This window comes from Variovorax paradoxus, from assembly GCF_030811855.1.
GTDB lineage: Bacteria > Pseudomonadota > Gammaproteobacteria > Burkholderiales > Burkholderiaceae_C > Variovorax > Variovorax paradoxus_L.
In genome coordinates, this window is record NZ_JAUSRN010000008.1 from 78,641 (window position 1) to 97,780 (window position 19,140).

18 protein-coding genes are annotated in these 19,140 nt (G+C 64.3%); 16 read left to right on the forward strand and 2 right to left on the reverse strand.

Annotation, left to right across the window (positions count from 1 at the left end; translation table 11 throughout):
• Positions 1–21: 21 nt before the first annotated feature.
• The 14 genes from bamA (at position 22) to J2X92_RS16335 (ending at position 14,966) form a co-directional block, all read left to right on the forward strand.
• On the forward strand, positions 22–2,457 hold the full coding sequence (gene bamA / locus J2X92_RS16270) for an outer membrane protein assembly factor BamA (protein ID WP_307576986.1): 2,436 nt from the start codon (positions 22–24) through the stop codon (positions 2,455–2,457).
• Complete coding sequence (locus J2X92_RS16275; protein ID WP_307576987.1) at positions 2,458–3,003, forward strand: OmpH family outer membrane protein; 546 nt, start codon at positions 2,458–2,460, stop codon at positions 3,001–3,003.
• Positions 3,004–3,019: 16 nt separating this feature from the next.
• Positions 3,020–3,997: a UDP-3-O-(3-hydroxymyristoyl)glucosamine N-acyltransferase gene (gene lpxD / locus J2X92_RS16280; RefSeq protein ID WP_307576988.1), complete on the forward strand. Its 978-nt coding sequence runs from the start codon at positions 3,020–3,022 to the stop codon at positions 3,995–3,997.
• 23 nt (positions 3,998–4,020) lie between these two features.
• On the forward strand, positions 4,021–4,470 hold the full coding sequence (fabZ, locus tag J2X92_RS16285; RefSeq protein ID WP_307576989.1) for a 3-hydroxyacyl-ACP dehydratase FabZ: 450 nt from the start codon (positions 4,021–4,023) through the stop codon (positions 4,468–4,470).
• A gap of 23 nt (positions 4,471–4,493) precedes the next feature.
• The gene (gene lpxA / locus J2X92_RS16290) at positions 4,494–5,282 is read left to right on the forward strand and encodes an acyl-ACP--UDP-N-acetylglucosamine O-acyltransferase (RefSeq protein ID WP_307576990.1); all 789 of its coding nucleotides are present in this window, start codon (positions 4,494–4,496) and stop codon (positions 5,280–5,282) included.
• Positions 5,283–5,295: 13 nt separating this feature from the next.
• Positions 5,296–6,444, forward strand: a complete 1,149-nt coding sequence (gene lpxB, locus J2X92_RS16295) for a lipid-A-disaccharide synthase (protein WP_307576991.1) — start codon at positions 5,296–5,298, stop codon at positions 6,442–6,444.
• Positions 6,416–7,138 (forward strand): ribonuclease HII, encoded by a 723-nt coding sequence (gene rnhB, locus J2X92_RS16300; protein WP_307576992.1) that lies wholly within the window; start codon positions 6,416–6,418, stop codon positions 7,136–7,138. Before lpxB ends, rnhB begins: the two co-directional genes overlap by 29 nt.
• A gap of 8 nt (positions 7,139–7,146) precedes the next feature.
• Positions 7,147–7,941 carry a TrmH family RNA methyltransferase gene (locus tag J2X92_RS16305; RefSeq protein WP_307576993.1) on the forward strand — a complete coding sequence of 265 codons (795 nt, stop codon included), beginning with the start codon at positions 7,147–7,149 and terminating at the stop codon, positions 7,939–7,941.
• 198 nt (positions 7,942–8,139) lie between these two features.
• A complete protein-coding gene (carA, locus tag J2X92_RS16310; RefSeq protein WP_307576994.1) occupies positions 8,140–9,309 on the forward strand; it encodes a glutamine-hydrolyzing carbamoyl-phosphate synthase small subunit in 1,170 nt (389 codons plus the stop codon).
• Positions 9,302–9,859, forward strand: coding sequence for an ORF6N domain-containing protein (locus J2X92_RS16315; protein ID WP_307576995.1), 558 nt, complete (start codon positions 9,302–9,304; stop codon positions 9,857–9,859). The genes carA and J2X92_RS16315 overlap by 8 nt, the downstream gene beginning before the upstream one ends.
• A 1-nt stretch (position 9,860) precedes the next feature.
• Positions 9,861–13,109, forward strand: coding sequence for a carbamoyl-phosphate synthase large subunit (gene carB / locus J2X92_RS16320; protein WP_307576996.1), 3,249 nt, complete (start codon positions 9,861–9,863; stop codon positions 13,107–13,109).
• An 8-nt stretch (positions 13,110–13,117) separates the two neighbouring features.
• Positions 13,118–13,987, forward strand: a complete 870-nt coding sequence (locus tag J2X92_RS16325; RefSeq protein WP_307576997.1) for a Kdo hydroxylase family protein — start codon at positions 13,118–13,120, stop codon at positions 13,985–13,987.
• 63 nt (positions 13,988–14,050) lie between these two features.
• Positions 14,051–14,527 (forward strand): transcription elongation factor GreA, encoded by a 477-nt coding sequence (greA, locus tag J2X92_RS16330; RefSeq protein WP_307576998.1) that lies wholly within the window; start codon positions 14,051–14,053, stop codon positions 14,525–14,527.
• A gap of 13 nt (positions 14,528–14,540) precedes the next feature.
• Positions 14,541–14,966: a DUF4149 domain-containing protein gene (locus J2X92_RS16335; RefSeq protein WP_307576999.1), complete on the forward strand. Its 426-nt coding sequence runs from the start codon at positions 14,541–14,543 to the stop codon at positions 14,964–14,966.
• A gap of 42 nt (positions 14,967–15,008) precedes the next feature.
• On the opposite strand, the gene J2X92_RS16340 is transcribed toward J2X92_RS16335, so the two are convergent.
• Complete coding sequence (locus tag J2X92_RS16340) at positions 15,009–15,728, reverse strand: glycosyltransferase (RefSeq protein WP_307577000.1); 720 nt, start codon at positions 15,726–15,728, stop codon at positions 15,009–15,011.
• Between the two features lie 26 nt (positions 15,729–15,754).
• Entirely contained in the window at positions 15,755–16,234 is a 480-nt protein-coding gene (locus J2X92_RS16345; RefSeq protein ID WP_055796764.1) for a YhbY family RNA-binding protein, read from the reverse strand.
• An 89-nt stretch (positions 16,235–16,323) separates the two neighbouring features.
• Here J2X92_RS16345 and J2X92_RS16350 point away from each other — a divergent pair, with 89 nt between their 5' ends.
• Positions 16,324–16,992 carry an RlmE family RNA methyltransferase gene (locus J2X92_RS16350; RefSeq protein ID WP_307577001.1) on the forward strand — a complete coding sequence of 223 codons (669 nt, stop codon included), beginning with the start codon at positions 16,324–16,326 and terminating at the stop codon, positions 16,990–16,992.
• A gap of 178 nt (positions 16,993–17,170) precedes the next feature.
• A complete protein-coding gene (gene ftsH / locus J2X92_RS16355) occupies positions 17,171–19,087 on the forward strand; it encodes an ATP-dependent zinc metalloprotease FtsH (protein WP_093023592.1) in 1,917 nt (638 codons plus the stop codon).
• Positions 19,088–19,140 lie beyond the last annotated feature (53 nt).

The following is a 19,140-nucleotide window of genomic DNA, read 5'->3' on the forward strand; positions in this document are numbered from 1 at the left end:
CCGCGCCGGCCCAATTCACAGATGAACACAAACTTCAGTCGCTTTCGCCTGCGTAGCGTTGCCGCGGTGGTGGCCAGCGCGCTGGCGGCCACGGCAGCTTGGGCCGTCGAGCCTTTCACGGTGCGCGACATTCGCGTCGAGGGCTTGCAGCGGGTCGAGCCCGGCACGATCTTCGCATCGCTGCCGCTGCGTGTCGGCGACACCTACAGCGACGAACGCGGCTCGGCTGCCATTCGAGCGCTGTTCGATCTGGGGTTGTTCAAGGACGTGCGCATCGACGTCAATGGCAACGTGCTGGTGGTGATCGTCGAAGAGCGGCCCACCATCGCCGACGTCGATTTCGTCGGAACCAAGGAATTCGAAAAGGCCGCGCTCCAGAAGGCGCTGCGCGAAGTGGGCCTGGCGGATGGCCGTCCCTACGACAAGGCGCTGGCCGACCGTGCCGAGCAGGAGCTCAAGCGCCAGTACGTCAGCAAGAACCTCTACAACGCACAGGTCGTGACCACCGTCACGCCCATCGAGCGCAACCGCGTCAACCTCACGTTCACCGTGACCGAGGGCGACTCCGCCCGCATTCGCGAAGTGCGCGTGGTCGGTAACAAGGCATTCAGCGAATCGACCCTGCTGAGCCTGTTCGACCAGGACAGCGGCGGCTTCATGAGTTGGTACACCAAGTCCAACCAGTACTCGCGTTCCAAGCTCAACGCCGACCTGGAAACACTGCGCTCGTACTACATCACGCGCGGCTATCTCGAATTCCGCATCGATTCGACGCAGGTCGCCATTTCGCCGGACCGCCAGGACCTGTCGGTGACCGTCAACATCACCGAAGGCGAAAAGTTCGTGGTGGCGGGCGTCAAGCTCGACGGCAACTATCTCGGCCGAGAAGAAGAGTTCAAGTCCCTCGTGAGCATCAAGCCCGGCGAGCCCTACAACGGCGAGCAGGTCACCGAAACCACCAAGGCCTTCACCGACTACTTCGGCACTTTCGGCTATGCGTTCGCGCGCGTGCAGGCACGTCCCGAAATCGATCGCGTCAACAACCGCGTGACGCTGACGCTGCAGGCCGAGCCTTCGCGCCGCGTTTACGTGCGCCGTGTCGCCGTGGGCGGCAACGCCAAAACGCGCGACGAAGTGATTCGCCGCGAGTTCCGCCAGTTCGAGGCCTCGTGGTACGACGGCGACAAGATCAAGCTCTCGCGCGACCGCGTAGACCGCCTCGGCTTCTTCACAGAAGTGAACGTCGAAACCCAGGAGATCCCGGGTTCGCCCGACCAGGTCGACCTGGTTGTCAACGTGAACGAAAAGCCCACTGGCAGCCTTCAGCTTGGTGCTGGCTACTCCAGCGCGGAAAAGGTGGCTCTCACCTTCGGTATCTCGCAGGAGAATGTCTTCGGTTCGGGCAACTTCCTCGGCGTGCAGGTCAACACCAGCAAGTACAACCGCACGGTGTCGCTGACCACCACGGATCCGTACTTCACCAAGGACGGCATCTCGCGCACCATCAGCCTGTACCACACCACCACGCGCCCGTACTCGACCAACGTCGACGGCGACTACAAGCTGGTCAACCAGGGGGCCTCGATCCGCTTCGGCGTGCCGTTCAGCGAAGTCGACACCGTATTCTTCGGCGCCGGCCTCGAACGCTATGCGTTCGATCCGAACACCTCGACCTCGTTCTCGGGCCTCTTCACGCCGGCGTCCTACCTCCGCTACTTCCAGTGCTCCAAGGATGCGACCGGCCTGTTCGTAACCGAGTGCGCCCAGAAGAGCGTGTGGGGCGTGCCGCTGACCGTCGGCTGGGGCCGTGACAATCGCGACAGCGCGTTGGTTCCGACCACCGGGCGCCTGCAGCGTGCCAACCTCGAGTTGGGCGTTGGCGGAGACATGCAGTACATCAAGACAAACTACCAGTACCAGCAGTTCTTCGCGATCAACAAGCAATACACCTTCGCAATCAATGCGGACGTGGGCTATGCCAAGCCGCTGGGCGGCAAGGTTTACCCGATCTTCAAGAATTTCTACGCCGGTGGCCTGGGTTCGATCCGCGGCTTCGAGCAAAATTCGCTCGGCCCGCGCGACGTGCCGCTGATTGGCCAGACCGAAGGCGCCGCTCTGGGCGGCACCAAGAAGGCGGTCTTCAATGCCGAACTAAGCACGCCGTTCCCCGGCGCCGGCAACGACCGTACGCTGCGCCTTTACGGCTTCTTCGACGTCGGCAACGTGTTCGGCTCACGCGCCGAAGGCCTGACCGACGAGCAGTACAAGGCCCAGAAGAAGCTGCGCGCCTCGGTCGGTTTGGGGATCAGCTGGATTTCGCCGCTGGGTCCGCTGCGTCTTGCCTACGCCTTCCCCATCAAATCCCAAAAGGAAGTGGTGGATCCGAATACCGGCTTGATCGTGATCCCGAAGGATAGAATCCAGCGCTTGCAATTCCAGATTGGAACGTCTTTCTAAATGAAGCATTTGATTCGCGCTGCGGCCGGCGCGTTGTTGATTCCTGTTTTTGCTCTGGTTGCTGCGCCCGCGGCCCAGGCGCAGGAGACCTTTCGCATCGGATTCGTGAATCCGGACCGCGTGCTGCGTGAAGCCCAGCCGGCCAAGGCCGCGCAAGCCAAGCTCGAGGCCGAATTTCTCAAGCGCGAGAAAGATCTCACGACGCAGGGCGAGGCGCTGAAGACGGCCTCCGAAAAATTCGAGCGCGAGGCGCCCTCCTTGTCGGAAAGCCAGCGTGCTTCGCGCCAGCGGGCGCTGGTCGACCAGGACCGCGACTTCCAGCGCCGCCGCCGCGAGTTCCAGGAAGATCTCAACGCGCGCAAGAACGAAGAGCTCCAGCAGGTCTACGAGCGAGCCAACCGCGTGGTGAAGCAGGTGGCCGAGGCTGAAAAGTACGACGCGATCTTGCAGGAAGCGATCTACATCAATCCCAAGCACGACATCACGGACAAGGTGATCAAGGCGCTGAACGCCTCGACCCCTTCTTCGGCAACGGGCGGCAAGTAACGCCGCAAAAAACGGCGTGTCACTGCAGCTCGGAGCCATTGTCAGCGCCCTGGGGGGCGAGCTCCACGGGGACGCGGCGCTGTCCATCGAGCGGCTTGCGCCGCTCCAGAATGCGCAGCCCGATGCGCTCAGTTTCCTGAGCCATCCCAAATACCAGCAGGAACTGGCGGCCTCCAAGGCCGCCTGCGTGATCGTCTCGCCCGCCATGCGCGAAGCCGCGGCGGCACGCGGGGCTTACATCGTCGCTCCTGATCCGTACCTCTACTTTGCGCGCCTTACGCAGTTGTGGAAGGCGCACCATGCGCGTCCCGAGGCCGACCGCATCCATCCCTCGGCGGTGATCCATCCCGAAGCCCACGTGGACGCCACGGCGCGCATCGGCGCCTTGTGCGTGGTGGAGCGGGGCGCACGCATTGGCGCCGGCACGGTGCTGAAGTCGCGCGTGACGATCAGCGAAGACTGCGTGGTCGGCGAGCGCTGCCTGCTGCACCCCGGCGTGGTGATCGGCGCCGACGGCTTCGGCCTGGCGCCGCACCAGGGGGCGTGGGTCAAGATCGAGCAGCTGGGGGCGGTGCGCATCGGCAACGATGTCGAGATTGGCGCCAACACCTGCATCGACCGCGGCGCGCTCGACGACACCGTCATCGAAGACGGGGTCAAGCTCGACAACCTGATCCAGATCGGCCACAACGTGCGCGTCGGCAAGCACACCGCCATGGCGGGCTGCGTGGGCGTGGCGGGCAGCGCCACCATCGGCGCGCACTGCACCTTTGGCGGCGGCGCTATCGTGCTGGGCCATCTCACGGTGGCCGACGGCGTTCATGTGTCTGCCGCCACGGTGGTCACGCGCTCGATCCACAAGGCCGGCCAGTACACCGGCATGTTCCCCATCGACGACAATGCGAGCTGGGAAAAAAATGCTGCAACGCTCAAGCAGTTGCACAGCCTGCGCGAACGACTGAAGGCGCTGGAGAAGGCCCCCCAGAAAAAGTGAAGACGATGCAGGAACAGAAAATCATGACGACGACGCTCGATATCCATCAAATCCTCAAGCTGCTGCCCCACCGCTACCCGTTCCTGCTGGTGGATCGCGTGCTGGACATGGAAAAGGGCAAGCGCATCACGGCGCTCAAGAACGTGACGATGAACGAGCCGTTCTTCAACGGCCACTTTCCTCACCGCCCAGTCATGCCGGGCGTGCTGATGCTCGAAGCGATGGCGCAGGCCGCGGCGCTGCTGTCGTTCCATTCGCTGGACATCGTGCCCGACGACAACACCGTGTACTACTTCGCGGCCATCGACGGTGCACGCTTCAAGCGCCCCGTGGAGCCCGGCGACCAGCTCACGCTCGAGGTTGAAATCGAGCGCATGAAAGCCGGCATTTCGAAGTTCAAGGGCCGCGCCCGCGTCGGCAGCGAACTCGCCTGCGAGGCCACGCTGATGTGCGCCATGCGCCAGATCAACTGATCTCGCGGCAGTTACAACAAGGCATGACGCAGGTTCATTCGACGGCGCTCATCGATCCGAAGGCAGAGCTCGACGCCTCGGTTTCGGTGGGGCCCTACACCATCATCGGCCCGCACGTGCGGGTGGGTGCCGGCACGACCATTGGCGCGCATTGCGTGATCGAGGGCCGCACCACCATCGGCCGCGACAACCGGATCTTCCAGTTTTCGTCGATTGGCGCAGTGCCGCAGGACAAGAAGTACGCCGGCGAGCCGACCGAACTGGTCATTGGCGACCGCAACGTCATCCGCGAGTTCTGCACCTTCAACCTCGGCGTGCCCGGGGCGGGCGGCATCACGCGCGTGGGCAACGACAACTGGATCATGGCGTACACGCACATCGCGCACGACTGCCGTGTCGATGACCACACCACGCTCGCCAACAACACCACGCTGGCCGGCCACGTGCACCTGGCCGACTGGGTCACCATCGGCGGGCTGACCGGCATTCACCAGTTCGTCTCGATCGGTGCGCACGCGATGGTCGGCTTTGCCAGTGCCGTGTCGCAAGACGTGCCTCCCTTCATGCTGGTGGACGGCAATCCTCTGGCGGTGCGCGGTTTCAACCTGGTCGGCCTGCGCCGCCGCGATTTTTCCGCCCCGCGCCTGGCCGCGGTCAAGCAGATGCATCGCCTGCTGTACCGGCAGGGCAAGACGCTCGAAGAGGCGCGCGCCGAAATCTCCGCGCTGGCGAACGACACGCCCGAGGCGGCCGAGGATGTGGCGCTGATGGAGCGCTTCCTGGCCAATTCGACGCGCGGCATCGCGCGTTGAACTAGCTGCCGGCATGGGCAAGGACGAACAGCGGCGGTTCGCGCTGGTGGCGGGCGAAGCGTCCGGCGACCTGCTCGCCGGCCTTCTTCTCGATGGCCTGCAGACGCGCTGGCCGTCGCTGCAGACGGTGGGTATCGGCGGGCCACGCATGCTCGCGCATGGCCTGCAGAGCTGGTGGCCGCAAGAAAAACTGGCGGTGCGCGGCTACATCGAGGTGCTGCGCCACTATGCCGAGATTGCCGGCATCCGCCGCCAGCTCAAGGCGCGGCTGCTTCGCGAATGGCCCGAACTCTTCATCGGCGTGGACGCCCCTGATTTCAACCTCGATCTCGAGGCGGGATTGCGCGGCCGCGGCATGAAGACGGTGCACTTCGTCTGTCCCTCGATCTGGGCCTGGCGCCCGGACCGCATCGAAAAGATCCGCGCCGCGGCCGACCACGTGCTGTGCATCTTTCCGTTCGAGCCCGCGCTGCTGGCAGAGCACGGCGTGCAGGGCAGCTACGTTGGGCATCCGCTGGCCAACGTGATTCCCATGGCGCCTGACCGCGCCGCGGCCCGCTCGGCGCTGGGCTTGGCACCGGATGCGGAGGTCGTCGCCTTGCTGCCCGGCAGCCGCCGGTCGGAGGTGCGTTACCTGGCTGCCCGGTTTTTCGCCGCCGCCGCGCAAATGCTGAAGACAAGGCCCGCGCTCCGGTTTGTCGCGCCCATCTTGCCGGGCCTGCGTGTCGAGGTGGAAGCCTTGCTGCAGGCCAGCGGCATCGCTGACCGCGTGATGCTGCTCGACGGCCAGTCGCACGCCGCGCTGACGGCCTGCGACGTTACGCTGATCGCCAGCGGAACCGCCACGCTCGAGGCGGCATTGTTCAAGCGCCCGATGGTCATTGCCTACAACATGAACGCGCTGTCGTGGCGCCTCATGCAGCGCAAGCAGCTTCAGCCCTGGGTGGGACTGCCCAATATCCTGTCGCGCGAGTTTGTGGTGCCAGAGCTGCTGCAGGATGCGGCCACGCCGGAGGCGCTGGCCCATGCCACGCTCGCCTGGCTCGACGCGCCTGAAAAGACGCAGGCGCTGCAACAAAAATTTTCAGAGCTGCACGTGCAACTGCAGCGCGATACGCCGACACTTTGCGCAGATGCGATCCAGAAAGTTCTTGAAGGCTGAGCAGGCTGCCCTCGTGTGGGACGCTCCGGGCCTCGTTGCAGGCGTGGACGAGGCGGGCCGCGGTCCGCTGGCCGGGCCGGTGGTCGCAGCAGCCGTCATCCTGGACGACAAGCGCCCGATCCGGGGCCTCGCCGATTCCAAGACGCTCACGCCGCTGCAGCGGGAACGCCTGAACGACCAGATCCTGGCCAAGGCGCTGTGCTGCTCGGTGGCGCAGGCCAGCGTGGAAGAAATCGACACCCACAACATCCTGCAGGCCACCATGATCGCAATGCGCCGCGCGGTCGAGGGCCTGCGCTTGAAGCCTGCCAAGGTGCTGGTCGACGGCAACCGCCTGCCGACGCTCGATGTGCTGGCCGAAGCCATCGTCAACGGGGATGCCCGAATCAAGGCAATTTCCGCTGCATCGATTCTTGCCAAGGTCCATCGCGACCGCCTGTGCCAGCAGCTGCACGTCGAGTTCCCCCTTTACGGATTTGCCGGCCACAAGGGCTATGGCACGCCGGAGCACCTGGAGGCGCTGTTGCGCCACGGGGCATGCGTTCATCACCGCAGGTCGTTCAGTCCGGTGGCTGCGGCGCTGGCGCGCACGATGGGCGACGCCGCCGCGCTGGACGTAACCGCCGCCCTGCCGACGCCGGCACTGATTGCAACGGTCGAAACCGTGCATCTCGACCTGCGCGCCGAGCCCTGAGCCGCCAAATGACCACTCCCGACGGCGTGAGCCACATCAGCTCGCGCGACAACCCGCTGCTCAAGGACTTGCGCAAGCTGGCCCAGGACCCGGGCGCCTACCGCAAGCTCGGTCGCGTGTGGCTCGAAGGCGACCATCTCTGCCGCGCAGCGCTCGAGCGGGGGGTCAAGCCCGCCATCGCCATTTTTTCGGAGACTTATTGGCCATCAGCTCCCGTCGAGTGGTCGAATGCTGCTACTAAAACGATAGTTGTTGCCGACGAACTTCTGCGTGCTGCCAGCGGGCTGGAATCGCCGGCCCTCATGGGATTCGTGCTTGAACTGCCTTCCCGGCCCGCGCTGCTACCCGACGCGCCGAGTGTCGTGCTCGACCGGCTGCAAGATGCCGGCAATGCCGGATCCATCCTGCGCAGCGCGGCCGCTTTCGGGTTCAAGCAGGTGATCGCGCTCAAGGGCACGGCCGCGCTGTGGGCGCCGAAGGTGCTGCGTGCGGGCATGGGCGCGCACTTTGGCCTCCGGCTGATCGAAGGCGTCGAGGCCGACGCGCTCGACGAGCTGAAGGTGCCGCTGGTGGCCACCAGTTCTCATCGGGGCGAATGGCTGCACCAGGCGCGCCTGCCAAACCCGTGCGCCTGGCTGATGGGCCACGAGGGGCAGGGCGTTTCGCCGGCCCTCGAAGCGCGGGCCACGCACCACATCCGCATTGCGCAGCCGGGAGGCGAGGAATCGCTGAACGTGGCCGCCGCGGCGGCCATCTGCCTGCACGCGAGCGGCGCGGCCGGGCTGGCGCACGCCCTTTCCTGATTTGGCGATGCCGTAAAGGCATGAGCGGCGTATGTTTTACGGCGCTGCAAGGCGGGAGAGCGGTGCCGCCGAGCTACAATCGGGGGCTTACTCGCAATAGCGTCGCCCGGCCGCCTTTAACGCCAAAATCCCCTTAAGCAGCAGTCCGCAGGCAACGCGCCTGGGGCTCCGGGCGACCGTAACCATCCGGAGAACCCAGTGCTTTTGTCTCTCAAGGGAAGTTTCCCGCCCGCCATCCTGGCGCTCGCAGACGGCACGGTCTTTCAAGGCAATTCGATCGGAGCCACCGGCTCCACGACCGGTGAAGTGGTGTTCAACACCTCCATGACCGGTTACCAGGAAATCCTCACCGACCCGAGTTATTGCCAGCAGATCGTGACCCTCACGTATCCGCACATCGGCAACTACGGCGTCAACGGGGAAGACATCGAAGCCGACAAGATCCATGCCGCTGGCCTGATCATCAAAGACCTGCCACTCGTCGCATCCAATTTCCGCAAGACGGCCACGCTGAGCGAATACCTCGTGGCCGGCAAGACGGTGGCCATCGCGAACATCGACACCCGCAAGCTGACCCGCCACCTGCGCACCCATGGCGCGCAGAACGGCTGCATCCTGGGCCTCGCCGCGGGTGAGGCGGTCACGCAGGCGCTGATCGACAAGGCCATCGCCGCCGCCAAGGGGGCGCCCAACATGGCCGGGCTCGATCTGGCCAAGGTCGTGTCGGTGAAGCAAACCTATGAGTGGACCGAAACCGAGTGGAAGCTGGGCGCGGGCTACGGCGTGCAGATCACGCCCAGGTTCCACGTCGTGGCGTTCGACTACGGCGTCAAGAAGAACATCCTGCGCATGATCGCGCAGCGCGGCGCCCGCATCACTGTGGTGCCGGCGCAAACGCCTGCCGCGGACGTGCTAAAGCTCAAGCCCGATGGCATCTTCCTGGCCAACGGCCCGGGCGACCCGGAGCCTTGCGACTACGCCATCAGCGCGGTCAAGGAACTCATCGAGACCGGCATTCCCACCTTCGGCATCTGCCTGGGCCACCAGATCATGGCGCTGGCCTCGGGTGCGAAGACCTTCAAGATGAAGTTCGGCCACCACGGCGCGAACCATCCGGTAAAAGACCTGGACAACGGCCGTGTGAGCATCACGAGCCAGAACCACGGCTTTGCGGTCGACGAGAAGTCGCTGCCGGCCAACTTGCGCGCCACCCACATCAGCCTGTTCGACAACACGCTGCAGGGCCTCGCCCGCACCGACAAGCCGGCGTTCTGCTTCCAGGGCCACCCTGAAGCCTCGCCCGGCCCGCACGACATCGGCTACCTGTTCGACCGCTTCACCGCGCTCATGGAGCAGGCACGTGGCTGATGCACCCGCGGTGCTCGACGCTTCGGTCATCGCCGCCTTGCGCGATGCCGAGGGCAAGATCTACGCGCTGCGCGGCCTCAAGGTCATGCTGGCGCAGGACCTTGCCGCGCTCTATGGCGTCGAGACCCGGGTGCTGTTGCAGGCCATGCGCCGCAACCTCGATCGCTTTCCGGCGGATTTCGCCTTCACGCTGGAGAACCAGGACCTCGAGAATTTGAAATCACAACTTGTGATCTCAAAACCCGAGAAGCCGGGCTCGGGCGGTGCGCGCTACCGAAGCGTGGCGTTCACCGAACAGGGCGTGGCCATGTTGTCGAGCGTGCTGCGCAGCGAACGCGCCGTGGCCGTCAACATCGAGATCATGCGTACCTTCGTCAAGCTGCGCAGCATGCTGTCGGAGCACGCCGATCTCAAGCGCAAGCTGAACGCGCTGGAACAGCGATACGACCAGAACTTTCGCGATGTATTCAACGCGATCCATCAACTGATGGATGAGCCGAAGCCGGGCGCCTACAGCGGCCGCGGCATCGGTTTCACCAAGGACAAATAAGATGCCCAAGCGCTCAGACCTCAAATCCATTCTCATCATCGGCGCCGGCCCGATCATCATCGGCCAGGCCTGCGAGTTCGACTACTCCGGCGTGCAGGCTTGCAAGGCATTGCGCGAGGAGGGCTACAAGGTCATCCTGATCAACAGCAACCCCGCGACGATCATGACCGACCCGGCCACGGCCGACGTCACCTACATCGAGCCGATCACCTGGCAAACGGTCGAGAAGATCATCGCCAAGGAGCGCCCCGACGCCATCCTTCCGACCATGGGCGGACAGACCGCTCTCAACTGCGCGCTCGACCTCTGGCGCAACGGCGTGCTCGACAAGTACACCGGCGCGGCCACCAACAAGCCGGTCGAACTCATCGGCGCCACGCCTGAGGCCATCGACAAGGCCGAGGACCGCCTGAAGTTCAAGGACGCGATGACCAAGATCGGCCTCGGCTCGGCGCGCTCCGGCATCGCCCACTCGATGGACGAGGCCTGGGCCGTGCAGAAGTCGGTCGGCTTCCCGACCGTGATCCGCCCCAGCTTCACGCTCGGCGGCACTGGCGGCGGCATTGCCTATAACCCGGAAGAGTTCGAGACCATCTGCAAGCGCGGCATCGAAGCCTCGCCCACCAACGAGCTGCTGATCGAAGAATCGCTGCTCGGCTGGAAAGAGTACGAGATGGAAGTCGTGCGCGACAAGGCCGACAACTGCATCATCGTCTGCTCGATCGAAAACCTCGACCCGATGGGCGTGCACACCGGCGACTCGATCACCGTGGCACCCGCGCAGACGCTCTCCGACAAGGAATACCAGATTCTCCGCAACGCCTCGCTGGCCGTGCTGCGCGAGATCGGCGTGGACACCGGTGGCTCGAACGTGCAGTTCTCCATCAACCCGAAGGACGGCCGCATGGTCGTCATCGAGATGAACCCGCGCGTGTCGCGTTCTTCGGCGCTGGCCTCCAAGGCCACGGGCTTCCCGATCGCCAAGGTCGCGGCCAAGCTGGCTGTGGGATACACGCTCGACGAGCTGCGCAACGAGATCACGGGCGGTGCCACGCCCGCGTCGTTCGAGCCCTCGATCGACTACGTGGTCACCAAGATTCCGCGTTTCGCATTCGAGAAATTCCCGCAGGCCGATTCGCGCCTCACCACGCAGATGAAATCCGTGGGCGAGGTGATGGCCATGGGCCGCACCTTCCAGGAGTCGTTCCAGAAGGCGCTGCGCGGCCTCGAGGTGGGCGTCGATGGTCTCAACGAGAAGACGCAGGACCGCGAAGTGCTCGAGAAGGAACTCGGCGAGCCCGGCCCCGAGCGCATCTGGTACGTGGGCGATGCCTTCGCGATGGGCCTGAGCGTGGAGGAAGTGTTCGCGCTGACCAAGATCGATCCGTGGTTCCTGGTGCAGATCGAAGAGATCGTGAAGATCGAACTCGAACTCGAAACCAAGTCGCTCGACGACATCGACAAGGACACGCTGCTCGCGCTCAAGAAGAAGGGCTTCTCCGATCGCCGCCTGGCCAAGCAGCTCAAGACCACCGACACCGCGGTCCGCGAGAAGCGCCGCGCCCTCGGCGTGCGCCCGGTCTACAAGCGCGTGGACACTTGCGCAGCCGAGTTCGCGACCAACACGGCTTACATGTACTCGACCTATGAAGACGAGTGCGAAGCCGACCCGACGGACAAGAAGAAGATCATGGTGCTCGGCGGCGGTCCCAATCGCATCGGCCAGGGCATCGAGTTCGACTACTGCTGCGTGCATGCCGCGCTCGCGATGCGCGAGGACGGCTACGAGACCATCATGGTCAACTGCAATCCCGAAACCGTATCGACCGACTACGACACCTCCGACCGGCTGTACTTCGAGCCGCTCACGCTCGAAGACGTGCTCGAGATCGTCGACAAGGAGAAGCCGCTCGGCGTGATCGTGCAGTACGGCGGCCAGACGCCGCTCAAGCTCGCGCTCGACCTCGAGGCCAACGGCGTGCCGATCATCGGCACCTCGCCCGACATGATCGATGCGGCCGAAGATCGTGAGCGCTTCCAGAAGCTGCTGCATGAACTCAAGCTGCTGCAGCCGCCGAACGCCACGGCGCGCACCGAACCTGAGGCGCTCGAAAAGGCCGCCGCGCTGGGCTACCCGCTGGTGGTGCGCCCGAGCTATGTGCTTGGCGGCCGCGCGATGGAAATCGTGCACGAGCAGCGCGATCTCGAGCGCTACATGCGCGAAGCCGTCAAGGTCAGCAACGACTCGCCGGTGCTGCTCGACCGCTTCCTGAACGATGCCGTCGAATGCGACGTCGACTGCCTGCGCGATGCCGAAGGCCAGACCCTGATCGGCGGCGTGATGGAGCACATCGAGCAAGCTGGCGTGCACTCGGGCGACTCCGCCTGCTCGCTGCCGCCGTACAGCCTGAGCGCCGAAACGATTGCCGAGCTGAAGCGCCAGAGCGCCGCGATGGCCGCCGCGCTCAACGTGGTGGGCCTGATGAACGTGCAGTTCGCCATCCAGCAGAAGGACGGCAAGGACGTCATCTACGTGCTCGAAGTGAACCCGCGTGCTTCCCGCACCGTCCCTTACGTGAGCAAGGCCACGGGCATCCAGCTCGCCAAGGTGGCGGCACGCTGCATGGCCGGCCAGTCGCTCAAGTCGCAGGGCGTGACGAAGGAAGTCACTCCGCCTTACTTCAGCGTGAAGGAAGCCGTGTTCCCGTTCGTCAAGTTCCCAGGCGTGGACACCATCCTCGGGCCGGAAATGAAATCGACCGGCGAAGTGATGGGCGTGGGCAAGACCTTCGGCGAAGCGTTCGTAAAGTCGCAGCTCGGCGCGGGCACCCACCTGCCGAAGTCGGGCAAGGTCTTCATCTCGGTGAAGAACAACGACAAGGCACGCGCCGTGGAAGTGGCGCGCGGCTTGGTCAAGCTGGGCTTCGAGATCATTGCCACCAAGGGCACGGCCGCCGCCATCGGCGCTGCGGGCATCGAATGCGCGACGGTGAACAAGGTGACCGAAGGCCGCCCGCACATCGTGGACATGATCAAGAACAACGAGATTGCGCTGGTCATCAACACGGTCGAAGAGCGCCGCAACGCGATCAACGATTCGCGGCAGATCCGCACCTCGGCGCTCCTGGCCCGCGTAACCACCTTCACCACCATTTTTGGTGCTGAAGCCGCGGTCGAAGGCATGGGCTTCATGGACGAGCTTGGCGTGATCTCGGTGCAGGAGATGCACGCGCAACTGGCAGCCGCCTGAGCGCCGCCATGGAAACCCAGCTGGTCGAACTGGACCTGGCCGACTGGAACGCGGCCACGCCCAACGAGGCGTGGATCGCGGCGCTCGAGGCCGGCAAGGTGCTGTACTTTCCGCGCCTGGGCTTCGAGCTGCTGCAGCAAGAGCGCAGCCTGCTCACGCCCAGCCTGTTGTCGCCCGACGTGCGGAACATCAGCCTCGATGCCGACGGTCACCTCAAGGGAGTGGCGGGCGACGAGCAGGTGCAGCGCGCGACTGCGGCGATGGTCGGGCGCTTTCGCGCGCAGGCGCAGCAGCTCATCCATGGCTTGCTGCCGCACTACACGCCGGCCCTGCGCCTGGCGCCGACCAGCTACCGGCCGACGCAGGTCGAGACGCGCGTGCAGTCGTGGCGCGCCGATGATCGGCGCCTGCACGTCGATGCATTTCCGTCGCGGCCCAACTACGGCGAGCGCATTTTGCGCGTTTTCACCAACGTGAATCCCGAAGGGGCGCCGCGTGTATGGCGCGTGGGCGAGCCCTTCGAGGACATCGCCAAGCGCTTTCTGCCGCGTGCCAAGCCTTATGTGCGATGGCAGGCCAAGCTGCTGCAGGCGTTGCATGTGACCAAGTCGTTCCGCAGCGAATACGACCACCTGATGCTGCAGCTGCATGACGGCATGAAGTCGGACATGGCCTACCAGGAAAGCTCGCCCCAAGAGACCGCCAAGTTCCCGCCTGGTTCGGTGTGGGTGTGCTTTTCGGACCAGACCTCGCACGCCGTCATGGCGGGGCAGTACATGCTCGAGCAGACCCTTCATCTGCCCGCGGCTAGGCAATACAATCCAGATTCGAGCCCGCTCGCCATCCTGAGCCGGCTGACCGGACGCACCCTCGTCTGATCCTTTCCCTCATCGACCGCCGAACGGCAGCGTTCGGCGGTTTCGCTTTATGGAGAACCAAACATGGCGACCATCCCAATTACCAAGCGCGGTGCCGAGAAACTGCGCGCTGAATTGCATCAGCTCAAGACCGTGGACCGTCCCTGGGTCATCAATGCGATTTCCGAAGCCCGTGCGCAGGGCGACCTGAGCGAGAACGCCGAGTACGAAGTCGCCAAGGATCGCCAGGGCTTCATCGAAGGCCGCATCCAGGAAGTCGAGGGCAAGCTCTCGGCCGCGCAGATCATCGACCCGGCCGAGCTGGATGCCGGTGGCAAGGTGGTGTTCGGATCTACCGTGGAACTCGAGGAAGAAGAGTCTGGCGACGCCGTCAAATACCAGATCGTCGGCGAAGACGAAGCCGACTTGAAGCTGGGCCTGATCAACATCTCCAGCCCGATCGCGCGTGCGCTCATCGGCAAGGAAGAGGGCGACGTTGCCGAAGTGCAGGCACCCGGTGGCCTCAAGCGCTACGAGATCGTCGCGGTCCGCTACCTCTGACCTGCCGCGCCGCATGAAAGACCGCCTCGCGCTGCTGCTGGCCGCCTTCTGGTGGGGCAGTCTCACGACGATCGGTTTCCTCGTGGTGCCAATGCTGTTCGCGAAGCTTGGCAATCCCGCTGTCGCGGGCAATTTTGCCGGGCAATTGTTCGAGGCGCAGAGCTGGATCGCCATCGGCTGCGGCCTGCTGCTGCTCATTCATTTCAGAACAAAGATGGACGAGCGCATCGACAGCGCCTCGATGGGCGCAATCTTCCTGATATTGGCCGCATTGCTGCTGGCGCTGCTCCAGCAATATGCCGTGGCGCCCCGCATTCTGGCGCGCGATAACCTCAAGCTGTGGCATGCCGTGGGAAGCGGGATGTACCTGGCTCAGTGGCTCTGCGCCGGCGTGCTGCTGTGGCGCATGGGCGCCGTTCGCACGCCCTCGGCAGACTGAAGGCTGGCGGTTGGGCAAGCTGCCCACCGCCATCCGTTCACCTCATTCTTTCCAGAACTTGGCGACCCAGCTTGCTGGCCGGATAAAGCGAAAAGTCCGGTTGCGGCGCCCCGCCAGCGCATCGGGCGGATTGCATTCGCCATGGAACACCATGATGCGTGCGCCTTCGGGGACGAAGGGCTCTTCCCAGTAGTTGGTCGGCCACATGGGAATGCCGTGGTACTTGAAGCTCGGGCACCAGGCTGTGGGCCAGTAGCCCAGCTTGCCCTGCTTGTGCAGCATGGCGGACAGGTAGGTCTGCTCGTTGCGGTACTCGGCCTGGACTTTGTCCATGTTGTTGCGGAAATACGCCAGCACGTCGGCGTGGGCACCCAACTCGAAGCGGTACACCGATGAATTTCCGGTGATTCGCCCGCGGCGCCAGGGGCGCGCGTAGTCTTTAATGATCAGGAACTCGCCCGGGTACTCGAAGAAGGCATCGAGGCTGCCCACGATCACCACGTCCACGTCCAGGAAGAGGGCGGTGCCGCGCAGGCCGTGCAGGTCCTTTTCGAAGGTGGTGAGCTTCTTCCACGCGCCGTCGCGCTGGCCGGGGGCCAGCTGCAGGTTGAGCGGCGGAATCGGCAGGCACGTCACTTCGGGGCGGATGCCGGTGCCGTCGTCCGTCAGGCACACGAACTTGAAGTCGCCGCTGAGATTGCGGCGCACCATCGCGTAGAGGCGGTTGACGTATTCGGGGCCGTATTTCGTGCCCCACTTCATGCAGAGGATGTGGCGTGTCACCCAGCTCAATCCGACTGGTTGCGCTTCTTGGCCGAGAGGGGCCGCTTCGCCTTGGCGCGCTTGATGGTGCCGCCGGGGGTGAGGCGCTGGTTGCCGAGCACGCGCAGGGTCTTGATCTCGGGGCGCTGGCCGCCGCGCTTGCTGTACTTCAGCACCTTGATGTCGCGCGGACCGGGCATGCGGTCTTCGTCGACCACGCGCTCTTTCTCGGGCTTGGGGCGCCACAGCACCAGCAGCTTGCCGATGTGCTGGATGGGCGCCGCGTCGAGCTCTTCGGCCAATTCGCGCAGCATGGCGTCGCGGGCCAGGCGGTCGTCGGAAAAGACACGGACTTTGATAAGGCCATGGGCCTTCAGCGCCGCATCGGCTTCTTTTTTAACGGCAGGGGTCAGCCCGTCTCCACCGACCATGACGATCGGATCCAGGTGGTGAGCTTCGGCGCGGTGCACCTTGCGCTCGGCAGGGGTAAGTTGAATGGCGGGCATCCCCGTATTATCGAGGGTAGAAAGCAACCTCTCGAACCGCCGGGCCGCTTCCACGCGAATACCGCAGCGCGAAGCACGAGAGGCTCCCCATGAGCACCAAGGCGAAAAGCAAAAAAGTAAACAAGGCGTGGCTGCACGACCACATCAACGATCCGTACGTCAAGCTGGCCACGCGGGAGGGGTACCGCGCACGCGCCGCCTACAAGCTGAAGGAAATCGACGAATCGCTGGGCCTGGTCAAACCGGGCCAGCTGGTGGTCGATCTGGGCTCTACGCCGGGTGCCTGGAGCCAATACCTTCGGCGGCGCATGTCGCCCGACGGGGCTGCGGCTGGCGCGCTGAACGGCACCATCATCGCCCTCGACATGCTGCCCATGGAGCCTATCGAGGGCGTGACCTTCCTGCAGGGCGACTTTCGCGAGGCGGAGCTGCTGGAGCAGGTGCTGGGCGTGCTCGCGGGCCGGAAGGCCGACCTGGTGGTTTCGGACATGGCCCCCAACCTGTCGGGCATCCATTCGGCTGACGCCGCCCGGGTTGCGCACCTGATCGAGCTTGCCATCGACTTCGCCCAGCACCACCTGAAGCCGGAAGGGGCGCTGGTCGCCAAGCTTTTCCATGGCAGCGGCTATGACGAGCTGGTGAAGCTGTTCAAGGCGAATTTCCGCACCGTGAAGCCCTTCAAACCCAAGGCCTCGCGGGACAAATCGTCCGAAACCTTTCTGGTTGGCATGGGTCTCAAGGCCCACGAAACGCTTTGATACCTTGCCGTCGGAGGCCTCGGCAGGGGGCCGTCAGGGCGCTAACCCTTGTCAGGCTATGGCTGCTTTAGGGAAATGCCCGCTTTTCGCAGCTTGAAAAGCCTAAAATGGGGCGCAATTGCGTATCCATAGCGCGTTCTTTCACAATCTTGTCACGCGCTTTCGACTGGAGCTTCGTTTGAACAATCAGTGGTTTTCCAAAGTTGCCGTATGGCTCGTCATTGCCATGGTGTTGTTCACTGTGTTCAAGCAGTTCGACACCCGCGGCGGCGTCGGCTCAGGAGCGGTGAGCTATTCGGAGTTCCTGGATCAGGTCCGAAACAACCAGATCAAGAGCGCCATCATTCCTGAAGGCGCGGGCGGCGGCGAAATCGTCGCAGTCACCAACGACGATCGCAAGATCCGAACAACCGCCACCGTGCTCGACCGCGGCCTGGTCGGCGACCTGATCGACCACAACGTCAAGTTCGACGTCAAGCCGCGTGAAGAGGGCTCGCTCCTCATGACGCTCTTGGTGAGCTGGGGCCCGATGCTGCTCTTGATCGGCGTCTGGATCTATTTCATGCGCCAGATGCAGGGCGGCGGCAAAGGCGGGGCATTCAGCTTCGGCAAGAGCAAGGCCCGCATGATGGACGAGAACAACAACACGGTCACTTTCGCCGACGTCGCGGGCTGCGACGAGGCCAAGGAAGAAGTCCGTGAAGTCGTCGACTTCCTGAAAGACCCGCAGCGCTTCCAGAAACTGGGCGGGCGCATTCCGCGCGGCTTGCTGCTGGTCGGCCCTCCGGGCACCGGCAAGACCTTGCTGGCCAAGTCGATCGCCGGCGAAGCCAAGGTTCCGTTCTTCTCGATCTCAGGTTCCGACTTCGTCGAAATGTTCGTCGGCGTGGGCGCGGCCCGGGTGCGCGACATGTTCGAAAACGCCAAGAAGAACGCTCCCTGCATCATCTTCATCGACGAAATCGATGCGGTGGGCCGCCAGCGCGGTGCCGGCCTGGGCGGCGGCAACGACGAACGCGAACAAACCTTGAACCAGATGCTGGTCGAGATGGACGGTTTTGAAACCAACCTCGGCGTGATCGTGGTGGCTGCCACCAACCGCCCCGACATCCTGGATGCCGCTCTGCTGCGCCCGGGTCGTTTCGACCGCCAGGTGTATGTCACGCTGCCCGACATTCGCGGCCGCGAGCAGATCCTCGGCGTCCACATGCGCAAGGTGCCGCTGGGCCAGGACGTGAACCCAAGCGTTATCGCGCGCGGCACGCCCGGCATGTCCGGTGCAGACCTGGCCAACCTCTGTAACGAAGCCGCCCTGATGGCCGCACGCCGCAACGCGCGCGTGGTCGAAATGCAGGACTTCGAGAAGGCCAAGGACAAGATCTTCATGGGCCCCGAGCGCAAGAGCATGGTCATGCCCGAGGAAGAGCGCCGCAACACGGCCTACCACGAGTCCGGCCACGCCCTCATCGGCAAGCTGCTGCCCAAGTGCGACCCGGTCCACAAGGTCACGATCATTCCGCGTGGCCGCGCCCTGGGCGTGACCATGAGCCTGCCGGCACAAGACCGCTACAGCTACGACCGCGAGTACATGCTGAACCAGATCAGCATGCTGTTCGGCGGCCGCATTGCCGAAGAAGTGTTCATGCACCAGATGACCACCGGCGCCAGCAACGACTTCGAGCGTGCAACCTCCATCGCCCGCGACATGGTCACGCGCTACGGCATGACCGACGCGCTGGGCCCGATGGTCTATGCCGAGAACGAAGGCGAAGTGTTCCTCGGCCGCTCGGTCACCAAGACCACGAACATGAGCGAGCAGACCATGGAAAAGGTCGATGCCGAAGTTCGCCGCATCATCGACGAGCAGTACGCCTTGGCGCGCCGCCTCATCGAGGAGAACAGCGACAAGATGCACACCATGGCCAAGGCCCTGCTCGAGTGGGAAACCATCGACAGCGAGCAGCTCGACGACATCATGGCAGGCCGTGCTCCGCGTCCGCCCAAGGACTGGACGCCGCGCATCCCGCCTTCGGGCAGCGGCGGCAGCGGCGGCACGCCGGCTGTCAATCCGGATCCGGCGCCCACAGTTGCCTGAAGTGCAACCGGCGTCAAACAACAACGGGGCCCTGGGCCCCGTTTTCGATGAAG